Below are 13,007 nucleotides of genomic sequence, written 5' to 3'. Positions count from 1 at the left end.
TGTGGTAAAAATACTGGCCTATCGGCCCCAGCTTAGGGTCAGGCTTAGACTCAGGGCCTGCGATGAAGGCTTTTGCGCAGGGTTCGATAGGCCAGAAGCCCATTGATCGCATCCGTCCCAAGCCAACGGCGGAACGGGCGCAGCATCACATAAACCGGGCGCAGAAGGCCAATGACCTTGCGCAAGGGCACAAGTTGTTTGGCATCTGCACCGGCCGCCTTGACATAGGCCTGCCAGCCCGTGCGCAGCAGTTCAGGGCGTTTTTTAAACTCGCGCTGGATTGAAAAAACAAACAGCAAAATATCACGTGCTTGTGCATCAACCACCGGCATGCGGGCGTTTGGGTCTTCTTCGAAATCAATAAAACCAATCTGACCGTCATCGCGGAGCGTCATATTGCGCAGCAATGGCGCACCGTGGGCAACGCCCTGGGCATGCAGGCGCGCAAGTGCTGTTGCTGCATTAACCACATGCTGACGGATGGCATCATCACTGCCTTTGTCGACATCATCTTCGATGCAGGTCTGCAGGATACGCCCATTATCACCGATTGCGATCCAGCTTTCCCCGACTTCAATCAGGTCGGGCACAAGAATGCCACACGCGGCAAGTTTGCGTAGAACGCCAGCCTCGCTTTCAAGACCATCCTGTCCGCCGAGCGACACAGTCGGACGCAGCAGTGGAATACCGGTGATGTTGGCGGCAAACCGTTGCAGGCGATGCCATATTTTTTGTTTTGCCGGAACGGCCTGTTTGACCCAGATACGCCGGTTTTCCCACCTCAAGGGAAAAACACGGGCACCCACCCCCTGTTGCAGGGTACGTTCGACAAGTGCGTGCAGTTGCTCGTTCATTTTTTTGTCTTATATGTCGTTGCGCGACCAACCCACGCACAGACCATTTTTGTGTCCCGTATATACGCTCTGCGGCTTGCCGCCCTTGTCCGAGCGTGCTAGCAACAGCGCGTGTAATTTAACTTTTATGATGCCGTATCCATAACGATAGTATCAATTCGATACAATCTGGAAATGGCAAAGAAGGCCGGGATCAAATAATTGCCAAAGAATACGTTGGATCATACTGCAGAACACTGGGGTACCTGGCCGCTGGTCAAGCGTATCGTGCAAGATGCGGTTGCCCCCTATTTTGGCAAGATTGTTCTTGCCCTTCTGTGTATGGCCCTGATGGCCGGGGCGACCGGTCTGTATGCCCTGTTGATGGACCCGATCATCAATGATGTTTTCATCAACAAGAAGGAAAACATGCTGGTGCCGGTCGGTGCTGCTGTTCTTGGCGCATTCGCCCTAAAGGGTTTTGCCAACTATGGGCAAACGGTGCTGATGAGCTACGTCGGCGGGCGTATTCTTGCCGACATTCAGAACCGCCTGTATGAGCATGTCATCCGCTTGGATATCGGCTTTTTCCACAGCACCAACACCGGCAAACTGATCACGCGCTTTACAAGCGACATCACCTCGATGCGCGCCGCCGTGTCAAACTCGCTGACCGGGTTTGGCAAGGACCTTCTGACGGCTGTCGTTCTGGTTGGTGTGATGTTCTACAAGGACTGGCTGCTGGCCATCATCGCATTTACCGTATTCCCCGCTGCAATTTATCCGATTGCGCGACTTGGCAAACGCATGCGCAAGGTATCGGCCAACACCCAGCAACAGATTGGCGAATTTGCCACCCTTCTGGAACAAACCTTTCAGGGCATCCGCCACGTCAAGGCCTATGGCATGGAGCCCTACGAATGTTCGCGCATGGGCAAGCTTGTCGAAACCGTCTTCAAGCTGAGCTTCAAGGCACAGACCGTAAGCGCGCGTTCATCGCCCATCATGGAAACGCTGGGTGGTGCCGCCATTACCGCAATCATCATTTATGGTGGCAGCCGTGTGATCGACGGTGCCAGTGACCCGGGCAGCTTCTTTGCCTTTATCACCGCCCTTCTTCTGGCCTATGAACCGGTCAAGCGTCTGGCGAACATCAACATCACCCTGCAGCAGGGTCTTGCCGCATCCCAGCGTGTTTTCACGGTTCTTGATATCGAACCGGAAATCAAGGACGCGCCGGATGCAAAGCAACTGGTTGTTTCGGGTGGCAACATCAACTTCAACAATGTTGCCTTTTCCTATAACCCGGAAATCACCGCCCTTCGCGACATCAACCTTGATATCAAGGCGGGTGAAACCGTGGCACTTGTTGGTCAGTCCGGCGCAGGTAAATCCACCATCCTGAACCTGATCCCGCGGTTCTATGACATTGATAATGGCACGATCACCATTGACGGTCAGGACATTCGCAGCATCACCCTTGATAGCCTGCGCAAGGCCACCGCACTGGTCAGTCAGGAAATCACCCTGTTTGATGACACCGTGCGCGCAAACATCGCCTATGGCCGAGCGGGCGCAAGCGATGCGGAAATCGAAGAAGCCGCACGCAATGCAGCAGCCCATGACTTCATCGGCCTGCTTGAAAACGGCTATGACACCATTGTTGGCGAACATGGCGTCAAGCTTTCAGGGGGGCAGCGCCAGCGTATTGCAATTGCGCGTGCGATGCTCAAAAACGCGCCAATCCTGCTGCTTGATGAAGCGACCTCTGCACTGGACACCGAGTCAGAACGTCACATTCAGGGCGCACTGACTGAACTGATGAAGGGCCGCACCACCCTTGTGATCGCGCATCGCCTGTCAACCATTGTTGATGCCGACAAGATTTGCGTGATCCACAATGGTCAGGTCACCGAACAGGGTAAACACGAAGAATTGCTGGCACTTGGGGGGGCTTATGCGCATCTCTATAGCTTGCAATTCTCCGAAGAAAACGGAAACTGATCCGGGCAATTTCAGGAATATCGGGCGTGCAGTGGCATAAACGGATTATCAAAAGCAGTATAATGCGCGGTACCTTGTCCGGGCTTGCGGCCGGTTATGTCCGGCTGATCCGTGCGACCGGGCGCTGGCAGACCGAAGGCGGCGACCATCCCGCACACTACCTGACAGAAGGCAAACCGTTCATCGTTGTGTTCTGGCATCAACGTTTGCTGATGATGCCCTATACTTGGCGTTCTGTTGGCGGGGACCGTCCGTTCAACATGCTGATTTCCGCCCACCGCGATGGCGAGATTATTTCACGCACCATCGCCCATTTCGGCATCAAGACAATCGCCGGTTCGACCGGCAAGGGCAAAGGCGGGGCCGCCGCCCTGCGTCAGATCATCAAGGCGCTTAAGGCGGGCGAAGTTGTCGGCATGACCCCGGATGGTCCGCGTGGTCCGCGGATGCGGGCATCTGACGGGGTTATTCAGGCTGCCCGCATGGCCGGTGTGCCGATCTTTCCGCTGACCTATTCCGCGTCAAACCGCAAGGTCCTTGGCAGTTGGGACCGTTTCGTCCTGCCGCTGCCGTTTTCGCGTGGGGTCTTCCACTGGGGCGACCCGGTGTTTGTTGAGCGCAAGATTGACGACGCAGGCCTTGAAGCCAAGCGGATCGAACTTGAAAATGCCCTGACCAAGCTTACCCAGGAAACAGACCGCAGCCTTGGCCTTGAGGTCATCCCACCGGCAGGCCCGGACGAAAAACCCAAACAAAAACGATCCGCCATCGCTGCGGGGGAAACTGGCAAATGAGCCTGTTTTACGCCTATCGCGCGGCGACCCGCCTGCTTGGCCCGGCATTGCATTTATATCTTAACCGGCGCAAAAAGCGCGGCAAGGAAGATGCGGGCCGCATTGGCGAACGGTTTGGTCATCCCGGGGCCCCACGCCCCAAAGGGCATCTGATCTGGATACATGGTGCCAGTGTCGGTGAATCCCTTTCGGCATTGCCGGTAATTGAGGAAATCCGTAAACGTTACTTGGACGTTTCCATCCTGATGACGACGGGAACTGTCACATCCGCCACACTGATGCACGCCCGTCTTCCCGACGGCGTCATTCACCAGTTTGTGCCGATTGACCGGCAGGTTTGTGTCGCACGGTTTCTCCACCACTGGAAACCGGATTTGGCATTGTGGCTTGAAAGCGATTTCTGGCCCAACCTTCTGACAAAGGCCAATAAGGCCGGCACAAGGCTTGCGCTGCTTAACGGACGAATTTCGGAAAAAAGCTTCAAGGGCTATTCGAGGTATCCATCGTTTATCCGTCCGGTGATTTCTGCTTTTGATATCATCCTGACCCAAAGCAGCGATGAAAGTGAACGGTTCGAAAGCCTTGGCGGCACGTCGGTCACTGCGGTCGGAAACCTGAAATTTGCAGCCCCGCCGCTTCCTGCCGATGCGACTGATTTGGCAACACTGCAAGAACAGATCGGTAACCGCCCTGTTTGGCTGGCATCAAGTACCTTTGACGGCGAAGAACGCATTGCCGGGGACACGCACAAGAAACTGGCTCCCGAACATCCCGGCCTTTTGACCATTATCGTGCCCCGTCACCCTGATCGCGCCGATGACATTGAAGCCAGCCTGATCGCACAGGGCCTTGAAGTATCACGTCGCAGTCGCGCACACCTGATCACGGCCCAAACCGATATCTATCTGGCCGATACCATGGGTGAGTTGGGCCTGTTTTACCGTCTGGCCCCGGTATGTTTTATCGGCAAAAGCCTGTCTGCCAAGGGCGGGCAAAACCCGCTGGAACCAGCCCGGCTTGGATGTGCCATCCTGCATGGCCCGGATATGAGCAACTTTGCAACCATCAGCCGCGAAATGCTGGCAGCCGGTGCCTGCCGCCCCGCATCTGATGCCGATGACCTGACACGGCAGGTCAACGCCCTGTTGCACGATCCCGAAACAGTCAAAAACCTTGCCGAAGCCGCACTTGGCTATGCCAACTCCAAAGCCGAAGTCCTTGAGCGTACACTTGATGCACTGCGCCCGATAATGCGTGAAAAAGGCATCAAAGAGGTGGATCATGCGTGATCCCGACTTCTGGCAAAAAGACGGCATTGCGGCAAAGCTCCTAAGCCCGCTTTCAGCGGTTTGGCGTGCAGGCGCATGCATTCGCACCGCAACGACCACCGCACGTCATCCCGGTTGTCCGGTATTTTGTGTTGGCAACTTTACCGTGGGTGGGGCCGGCAAGACACCGACGGCCATTGCATTGTTTGATCTGCTCACGCGCCTTGGGCGCACCCCGCATTTCGTCAGTCGCGGCTACGGGGGATCGATCACAGGCCCCCATCAGGTTGATCCAGTCAAGGATCACGCCGACAAGGTCGGTGATGAGCCATTGTTGCTTGCCCAAGAAGGTCCGGCATGGATTTCGCGGATGCGCTCCCTGGGGGCGGAAGCCGCCCGTAACGCTGGTGCCAACGCCATCATTCTTGATGACGGTTTACAGAACCCGTCCCTGATCAAGGATTGCAGCTTTGCTGTCGTCGACAGTGCCTATGGCATTGGTAATGGGCGCGTAATGCCCGCAGGACCGATGCGCGAACCGCTGCTGCGTGGTTTGGAAAAAGTGCACGCAATTATCCTGGTTGGGGATCAAACACCAGATTTCATCAACGACCTGCCTGCTTCTGTGCCGGTTCTACGCGCCCATGTGACGCCTGTGAACGGCGCTGATTTCAAGGATCGCAAGATCGTTGCCTTTGCCGGGATTGGCCGCCCGGCAAAGTTTTACGACAGTTTGAAACAGGTTGGCGCCAACGTTGTCCTTACGCGTGACTTCGCCGATCATCATCCCTTTACCGATCACGAAATTTCTGCGCTGCGCACAGAAGCCACGCGCCAAAATGCAATGCTGGTTACCACACAAAAAGACTGGATGCGCTTGCCATCGGAAAGCCGGACCGGCATAAGCAGTCTGAACATTCGACTGATGTTTGAAGACCCCGAACAGCTTTCCAGAATTGTGACCTCAGTACTTGCCGATGGATAAGAACAGCACCCTTTACAAGATGCGTCAGAAATACATCTCTCACCCGCTTCAGGGGTTTGGGGCGTATCTGGCTTATTGGATGTTTGCCGCAATGCCCATCGACATGGCATCGAATTTCGGTGGGTGGCTTCTGCGCACCATCGGTCCCAAAGTTGGTCAATCCAAGAAGGCCCGCAACAACCTTGTACGCGCCTTTCCCGAAAAATCTGCCGATGAGATCGAAAACATCATCACCGGCATGTGGGAAAACCTTGGGCGATCAGCCGGCGAAATTCCCCATCTGCACAAGCTTAAACCCGGTGGCCCACGCATAGAAATTGTCGGCGCAGAACACGGTCTGGCATCAAAGGATGACGATAAGGCAGGCTTGTTCTTTACCGGTCATATCGGCAATTGGGAAGTCAGCATGTGCATCGCCACAGTGCTTGAGATGGACATGATGAGCGTCTATCGCGCGCCAGATAACCCGTGGGTCGACAACCTGTTCATGCGTGCGCGCAAAACCTTTCGGGGGCAATTGGTCAAAAAGGGCCCTGATGGTGCCCGCAAGCTGACCCGCTTCATGAAACAGGGCGGCCACGCCTGTATGCTGGTCGATCAGAAGATGGCCGATGGCATTGCCGTACCGTTCTTTGGTCGGGATGCGATGACGGCCCCCGCACTGGCACAATTTGCCATCAAATATGATGCGCCGATTGTGCCGGTTCGTGTCGAACGCCTTAACGGCGCACATTTCCGCATGACGTTTTATCCGCCACTTGCCGTCCCGCAAACGGGCAACCGCAATGCGGACATTCTTGCGATCATGACAAAAGTGAACGCGACCATGGAAGACTGGATCCGCGAACGCCCCGAACAGTGGCTCTGGGTGCATCGGCGCTGGCCCAATTAAGCCAATCCGGATTTTTCCGCTAAGTTAACCGAATAAGAACCCTGTTTGCCCACACTCGCAGTTCGTGTTTTTCAGGGTCCTGAGCCCCGCCATTTCATCGGAGCTTATTTTAATTGCGCCGTCTTTTGATCATCTTGTGCCTAATCCTTGGCGGGTCGATTTTTGTCGCCTGGCCAACACTGGCACTTGATCAGGATGACGTAACAATCAGGGAAACAGCGCGCGATATCCGGTTGCAGATATCGCAGCTTGATCAGCAGTTAAAAGAACATCTCCGGCGTGCGCTTGAAGAATTTGGCAATCGCCCGGTTGAATGCGAATCCGATGCCCCCAGAAAAACCTTGTCTGAATGTGTCGCGACTGATGCCAACAGTCTGACCAAGACAACCATCACCATTTCCAACGCAGGCCCGGAAGATGAAAACCTTCTTGGGGATCTGTCTGATACCGAAGAACGGTTTGCCCTGTTTACCAAGGAAATGAACAGAACCAACGACCTTCTGGCGCGTGCAGGAGCAAAGCTGTATCTCACCAGTCTTGATGTTGCCCCGGAAATGGATCAGTTGCGCCGCGATGTGATAATTTATGTCGAACGCAAACAGGCCTATGAACTGCGCACCAAACAGGCCTTGTTGATTGCGACTGTCGCCATCATCCTGATTACGATTTTTTCGATGATCTTTCTGGTCATTCAGCGGTTCCGATAAAATCAGCCAATCATCTGATGCCCATTGCGCCGGGTATCGCCAACGGCCGAAAATGTCTTGCCATCTGCGCTGACCTTGGCGGCATGTACCCCGCCAAAGAACATGTCTTCATCTTCCCAACGATGCTGATTTTCAAGGCTGAGGCGATTCAGCAATGCCTGATCAAAGCCCGGTTCAACGGACAAAAGATCATCTTCGACATGCATGCGCGGTGCACAAACCGCCCCATGCAGGGTCATGTCGAACGCATCGATATTGAGTAACACCTGAAGCATGGTCGACCGGATACGGTTCGACCCGCCTGAACCAAGTGCCACCGATGCCCCGTCATCGCCCAGATACAGGGCGGGTGTCATCATTGATGTCATCCGCACACCACAGGGCCAGTTATGAAATCCATCGGGCGCAAGATCGGCTTCACCCAGCATGTTGTTCATCATGATGCCGGTTTGCGGCACGATCCGCCCCGAAGATGACCCGTTTGAAATCGTCGCTGCGGCAAGGTTGCCATCCTGATCGACAACCGAAATATGCGTTGTTCCCTGCTGGCTAAGCGGACGTTCCCCAATCATCAGACGATAGCGTTCACACAGTTCATCGGCCAGAATGGCCGAACTTGCCCCATGCGCACCACGCACAAGACCGGTGGCGTGAATGATGCGTGAAACGGCTTCAAGATGGCGTTCCGATCCAAAGCTGCCCAACGCCATGTCACGTGCAAGTTTCAACCCGAAACCAACCAGAACCCCGCCAGATGCCGGCGGTGCGTTTAGGACAAACCGTCCCTTGCGCCCGGAGACCAGCAGCGGATCGCGCAGCAAAACACGGTAATCGGCCAAATCCTGTGCACGCAGATAACCGCCATATTCCTTGCATGCCCCAATCAGCGCCTGCCCCAGATCACCGTGATAAAACCCGTCAGCGCCGCTTCGAACCAGATATTCGATACTTTCAGCAAGATCGGGTTGCCGGTGAACCGTGCCTTCATCCAAAAGCTGAAAGCTATCTTCGCCGGTCTTGCCCGCCTTGCCAAAGACCTTTCGGCTCTCAGTGGAAAACGCCAAAAGGGGTTCAACAATCCCCATGACATAGCGCTGAAACCCATCAAGCTTAACACCATCACGTGCAGCCGTGATGGCCGGTTCTGCCAGTTGCGCCATGGGCAATTTTGCCAAATCATCATGGACCTTAAACAGGCCTGCGACGACGCCCGGGGTCGCAGCCGATCCGTAACCGCCGTGAAATTCCTGTGTGACACCGCCAGCAAAGGTCGCAAGGCGGCTTTCAAATTCAAGGTTTTCGCGCGATCGTTTTGTCAGCGGGGTTTCAACAAAGAAATCATATAACCGGGGCGGCGCACCAGCAGGGCGCGCCATCACAAACCCGCCACCACCAAGGGAAGCCAAAACCGGTTCGGCAACGCAGGCCGCCCACATCGCGGCAATCACCGCGTCAAAGGCATTGCCGCCTTCGTCCAACACACGGGCAGCCGCCTGTGCAGTGATGTCATGTCCTGCGGCAACGGCTCCGTGGGTTTTCATGGCATGCCTTTCCCGTCCATTTCGCACCGTTCAGGCCAAGGGCCTAATTCCCCGCACGTGCTGCCTTTTGGGCCTCTTGCATTGGTGGCACCAGAAGTTGGGCATCAATACGTGCCGTTCCAACATTGACCCGCCAGTCAAGATGCGGGCCGGTTGATCTGCCCGACGATCCCACCTTGGCGATCACATCGCCCTGACGCACAACGTCGCCAATTTTCACATCAATTTCTGAAAGATGCAAAAAGGCCGACACAACACCAAGACCATGATCAATGAAAAGCGTCGCCCCCGAAAAATACATATCCGGATGCGCCAGCGTCACGATCCCGTCTGCCGGGGCAATGACCGGCGTTCCCGTCGGCACCGCGATATCAATCCCCCAATGCGGCGCACGGGGTTCACCGTTCAGGATACGCTGAGAACCATAAACGCCGGTAATTGTCCCCAAGGCTGGCCAGACAAAACCGCTTTGCAGGAAATTCTCGGTGAACCGTTCTTTGCGGGCTTCGCGGGCCTGACGCGAATCATCCTGAATGCGGCTGATCACATCCGGGTCCGGTGTCACCATTTTCGGCGCCAGACCATCAATCCGCTGGATGTTGAATGCGCGATCACCAATGTCATAGGTAAATTCCTCGACGCTGCCATCGGCATGCTTGATCGAAACATTCGCCGGCCCTTCGTAATCACGCGGAAAGCCCAGGATAAAACGACCATCCGGGGCAATGGTATCAATCGCGACATCATCAAGCATCACCTTGGCCCCGGCATCGGTTTGCCCGAACACAATCCCGCCCTGAACAAACTGCCCCTCATAGGTCGGCTCGGCCGCCTGCCCAGAAAGACTTGCGGCCAATAAACCCGTTGCCGCCAAAATGCTTGTGATCGCCAAACGCATTACAAAAGGCTCCCTTGCCTGTCATCGTCCTTGGGACGCGGGTTTTTCTTTTTTGCCGGTTTTGGCTTACTTGGTTTTGCTGACGCGGGCGCAGTAACCTGTTGGGTTTCGGCGACGATGGTAGCGCTATCATCGTCCTTTTCCAACGCCTTGGCCGTGCCGTCTGTCCCCGCCGTCACTCGGGTGACACCATCACGCATTTCAAGGTCATATCCCTGCCCGGCAACAATATCGGCTGTGTCTTCGATCAGATTGCCCACATCGTCGCGCACGACAGCAAAGCCGCGTTTAAGCACATTGCGATAAGAATAGCTTTCCAAAAGCCGGTCATAGCGCGCCAGCCCTTCGGCTTCGCGGTTCAGCACGTTTTTAACCGCCGATGCCATACGGGTTGCCAGATCATTAATCTCTTTATCTGCGCGTGCGATATCGCGTTTGGCGTCGCTTGGGCGCAAACCGGCCCCGGCACGATCCAGACGCGATTGCTGCATCTGAAGGGCGGATTTCATCGCCCCATCCAAACGAAGTGCTGCGTTTTCCAGACGTCCACGTTTTTCCGAAAGCTGTTCACGCGGGCTGACCAGTCGTGCACTAGCTTCGTTCAACCGCGCACGCGCCTGTTGCGTGACATTGATGGTCGCGCGCGGCAAACGGTCTGCCCAGTTATCAAGCGTCTGGCTGCGTTCCTCCAACATCCGTTTGGGATCACCCAGCCCACGGGCCAGACTTTCAAGTGCGGTTTTCTTTTCAACGCCCAAACGCCGAACAGCTTGCGCCAGACGATGTCCACCTTCTTCGATCTGGCCGATCAAATCGATGCGCACCGGCACGGCCTTTTCCGCCGCACCCGTCGGGGTGGGTGCACGCAAATCCGACACAAAATCAATCAGAGTGGTGTCGGTTTCATGCCCAACCGCCGAAATCACCGGAATGTCGGACTCCGCCACTGCACGGGCGACGACTTCTTCGTTAAACGACCATAAATCTTCAAGCGATCCGCCACCGCGCGCAACAATCAAAACATCCGGGCGGGGAATCTGGCCATAGGGCAAAAGATCATTAAAACCGCGCACGGCTTCGGCCACCTGATCGGCCGCCCCCTGCCCCTGCACAAGGACTGGCCACAACAACACCCGACGCGGAAAACGATCACGCAGGCGATGCATGATATCGCGGATCACGGCCCCGGTGGGCGATGTGACGATGCCAATGACATCGGGCAGGAACGGGATCGGCTTTTTGCGCTCGGGATCAAACAGGCCTTCAGTGGCAAGTTTCTTTTTACGTTCTTCCAGAAGTTTTAAAAGCGCCCCTTCGCCCGCGACTTTCATCGTTTCAATCACGATCTGATATTTCGAACGCCCCGGAAATGTGGTCAGCCGCCCGGTAACAATGACTTCCATACCGTCTTCGGGCACAAGGCCAAGCTTGCCCGCCTGCCCGCGCCAGCACACGCCATCAATCACCGCCTTGTCGTCCTTAAGCGCAAGATACATATGCCCGCTGGCAGCGCGTTTGAACCCGGAAATTTCGCCGCGCACCCGAACAAAGGAAAAGGCATCCTCGACCGTTCTTTTAAGCGCATTGGACAGGTCGGAAACTGAAAATTCCGGCGTATTGCCAGATTTTACAGGCGTTTCGGGAACCGGGGCATATGGGTCGAACAAATCTTGCGTCATCAAGGGTACTTTATGCTAAAAGCCCGCTTTAAATACAGGGCGTGGCGAACTTGGAGACAAGCCTAGTTCATCGCGCCTGGACCATCAAGCAATCGGACAAGTCGAAGGATAAAGTCATGAAGGTTCTGGTCGTTGGCGGCGGCGGACGTGAACACGCATTATGCTGGGCAATTGCGCGCAGCTCGCGCATTTCCAAACTGTGGTGCGCACCGGGCAATGCCGGGATCGCGGACTCAGCCGAATGCGTCGCGATTTCCGATGGCGATATTGATGGTCTGGTGAAATTTGCCAGGGACAACGCGGTTGATCTGGTTGTTGTTGGCCCCGAAGCCCCGCTGGTGGCCGGTCTTGTTGATGCGCTGGACTCTGAGGGCATCAAATCATTCGGCTGTTCCAAGGCTGCAGCCCAGCTTGAGGGTTCCAAGGGCTTTATGAAGGATATGGTCGCAAAGTTCGGCGTGCCGACAGCCGCCTATGGGCGTTTCACCGAACCCAAAGACGCCAAGGCCTTTGTTGAAAAACAGGGCGCGCCGATCGTGGTCAAGACCGATGGCCTTGCTGCGGGCAAGGGTGTCACCATTTGTATGACAAATGACGAAGCCTTTGCCGCGATTGACGAATGCATGGTGGGCGGCAAGTTCGGCGATGCCGGTGCAGAAATCGTCATTGAAGAATTCCTAAAAGGTGAGGAAGCCTCATTTTTTGCGGTGTGCGATGGCAAAAACGTTATTCCGCTGGTCGCGGCCCAGGACCACAAGGCTGTTGGCGAAGGTGATACCGGCCCGAATACCGGTGGTATGGGCGCCTATTCCCCGGCCCCGGTCTTTACCGACGCGGTCGAAGCCAAGGTCATGGATCAGATCATCATCCCGACCGTCAAAGGCATGGCCGATGAAGGCCATCCGTTCAAGGGGGTACTGTTTGCCGGTCTGATGATTGACGATGCGGGCAATCCGAAACTGATCGAATATAACATTCGGTTTGGCGACCCGGAATGTCAGGTTCTGATGACTCGTCTGAAATCAGATGTGCTTGATATCCTTGATGGCGCGGCAACAGGCACGCTTGATACCGTCAAACCCGAATGGCATGACGAAACCGCCATGGTCGTGGTGATGGCCGCCAAGGGATATCCGGGGTCCTATGAAAAAGGCACCGAGATCAAAAATGTCGCCGCCGCCGATGCCATGGACAAGGTCAAAGTCCTGCATGCCGGCACGAAAATGGATGGCGACAAATTGCTTGCCACCGGTGGACGCGTGTTGGGCGTGACCGCACGCGGCGCAACCGTGACCGAAACCCAGAAACGCGCCTATGAAGCGGTGGATGCGATTGACTGGCAAGGCGGTTTTTGTCGCCGTGATATCGGCTGGCGTGCGGTTGCCCGCGAACAGAAATAAGCCTAT

The 13,007-nt window shown here is 55.6% G+C and carries 11 protein-coding genes; 7 read left to right on the top strand and 4 right to left on the bottom strand.

The features are described 5' to 3' along the window. Positions 1 to 50: 50 nt before the first annotated feature. A complete protein-coding gene (locus JF44_RS0112030) occupies positions 51 to 854 on the bottom strand; it encodes a BUD32 family EKC/KEOPS complex subunit (protein ID WP_052065828.1) in 804 nt (267 codons plus the stop codon). A gap of 201 nt (positions 855 to 1,055) precedes the next feature. On the opposite strand from JF44_RS0112030, the gene JF44_RS0112025 reads away from it, so the two are divergent. From JF44_RS0112025 to JF44_RS0112000, 6 genes are all read left to right on the top strand, one after another. Further along, positions 1,056 to 2,837, top strand: a complete 1,782-nt coding sequence (locus JF44_RS0112025; RefSeq protein ID WP_238318436.1) for an ABC transporter ATP-binding protein — start codon at positions 1,056 to 1,058, stop codon at positions 2,835 to 2,837. A 62-nt stretch (positions 2,838 to 2,899) separates the two neighbouring features. Beyond that, positions 2,900 to 3,631: a lysophospholipid acyltransferase family protein gene (locus JF44_RS0112020; RefSeq protein ID WP_033069241.1), complete on the top strand. Its 732-nt coding sequence runs from the start codon at positions 2,900 to 2,902 to the stop codon at positions 3,629 to 3,631. After that, positions 3,628 to 4,920: a 3-deoxy-D-manno-octulosonic acid transferase gene (locus JF44_RS0112015; protein ID WP_033069240.1), complete on the top strand. Its 1,293-nt coding sequence runs from the start codon at positions 3,628 to 3,630 to the stop codon at positions 4,918 to 4,920. The genes JF44_RS0112020 and JF44_RS0112015 overlap by 4 nt, the downstream gene beginning before the upstream one ends. After that, the gene (lpxK, locus tag JF44_RS0112010) at positions 4,913 to 5,884 is read left to right on the top strand and encodes a tetraacyldisaccharide 4'-kinase (protein ID WP_033069239.1); all 972 of its coding nucleotides are present in this window, start codon (positions 4,913 to 4,915) and stop codon (positions 5,882 to 5,884) included. Before JF44_RS0112015 ends, lpxK begins: the two co-directional genes overlap by 8 nt. Next, positions 5,877 to 6,776 carry an LpxL/LpxP family acyltransferase gene (locus tag JF44_RS0112005; RefSeq protein ID WP_033069238.1) on the top strand — a complete coding sequence of 300 codons (900 nt, stop codon included), beginning with the start codon at positions 5,877 to 5,879 and terminating at the stop codon, positions 6,774 to 6,776. The genes lpxK and JF44_RS0112005 overlap by 8 nt, the downstream gene beginning before the upstream one ends. A gap of 113 nt (positions 6,777 to 6,889) precedes the next feature. Next, entirely contained in the window at positions 6,890 to 7,483 is a 594-nt protein-coding gene (locus tag JF44_RS0112000; RefSeq protein ID WP_033069237.1) for a hypothetical protein, read from the top strand. A 2-nt stretch (positions 7,484 to 7,485) separates the two neighbouring features. On the opposite strand, the gene JF44_RS0111995 is transcribed toward JF44_RS0112000, so the two are convergent. From JF44_RS0111995 to xseA, 3 genes are read right to left on the bottom strand one after another with little or no spacing between them, the layout of a single operon-like run. Beyond that, positions 7,486 to 9,024: a gamma-glutamyltransferase family protein gene (locus tag JF44_RS0111995; protein ID WP_033069236.1), complete on the bottom strand. Its 1,539-nt coding sequence runs from the start codon at positions 9,022 to 9,024 to the stop codon at positions 7,486 to 7,488. Between the two features lie 43 nt (positions 9,025 to 9,067). Continuing rightward, positions 9,068 to 9,922: a M23 family metallopeptidase gene (locus JF44_RS0111990; RefSeq protein WP_033069235.1), complete on the bottom strand. Its 855-nt coding sequence runs from the start codon at positions 9,920 to 9,922 to the stop codon at positions 9,068 to 9,070. Continuing rightward, a complete protein-coding gene (gene xseA, locus JF44_RS0111985; protein ID WP_033069234.1) occupies positions 9,922 to 11,601 on the bottom strand; it encodes an exodeoxyribonuclease VII large subunit in 1,680 nt (559 codons plus the stop codon). Before xseA ends, JF44_RS0111990 begins: the two co-directional genes overlap by 1 nt. A gap of 116 nt (positions 11,602 to 11,717) precedes the next feature. Between xseA and purD the strand changes: the two genes are divergently transcribed. Then, the gene (purD, locus tag JF44_RS0111980; RefSeq protein ID WP_033069233.1) at positions 11,718 to 13,001 is read left to right on the top strand and encodes a phosphoribosylamine--glycine ligase; all 1,284 of its coding nucleotides are present in this window, start codon (positions 11,718 to 11,720) and stop codon (positions 12,999 to 13,001) included. Positions 13,002 to 13,007: the final 6 nt, after the last annotated feature.

This window comes from Thalassospira australica, from assembly GCF_000763295.1.
Lineage (GTDB): Bacteria > Pseudomonadota > Alphaproteobacteria > Rhodospirillales > Thalassospiraceae > Thalassospira > Thalassospira australica.
This window is presented reverse-complemented; position numbering and strand designations above follow the sequence as displayed.

Coding starts and splice junctions, on each gene's coding strand:
- JF44_RS0112005 (WP_033069238.1), top strand. CDS start 5,877: ATGGATAAGAACAGCACCCTTTACAAGATGCGTCAGAAATACATCTCT.
- JF44_RS0111990 (WP_033069235.1), bottom strand. CDS start 9,922: ATGCGTTTGGCGATCACAAGCATTTTGGCGGCAACGGGTTTATTGGCC.
- JF44_RS0112030 (WP_052065828.1), bottom strand. CDS start 854: ATGAACGAGCAACTGCACGCACTTGTCGAACGTACCCTGCAACAGGGG.
- JF44_RS0112020 (WP_033069241.1), top strand. CDS start 2,900: ATGCGCGGTACCTTGTCCGGGCTTGCGGCCGGTTATGTCCGGCTGATC.
- lpxK (WP_033069239.1), top strand. CDS start 4,913: ATGCGTGATCCCGACTTCTGGCAAAAAGACGGCATTGCGGCAAAGCTC.
- JF44_RS0111995 (WP_033069236.1), bottom strand. CDS start 9,024: ATGAAAACCCACGGAGCCGTTGCCGCAGGACATGACATCACTGCACAG.
- JF44_RS0112015 (WP_033069240.1), top strand. CDS start 3,628: ATGAGCCTGTTTTACGCCTATCGCGCGGCGACCCGCCTGCTTGGCCCG.
- purD (WP_033069233.1), top strand. CDS start 11,718: ATGAAGGTTCTGGTCGTTGGCGGCGGCGGACGTGAACACGCATTATGC.
- xseA (WP_033069234.1), bottom strand. CDS start 11,601: ATGACGCAAGATTTGTTCGACCCATATGCCCCGGTTCCCGAAACGCCT.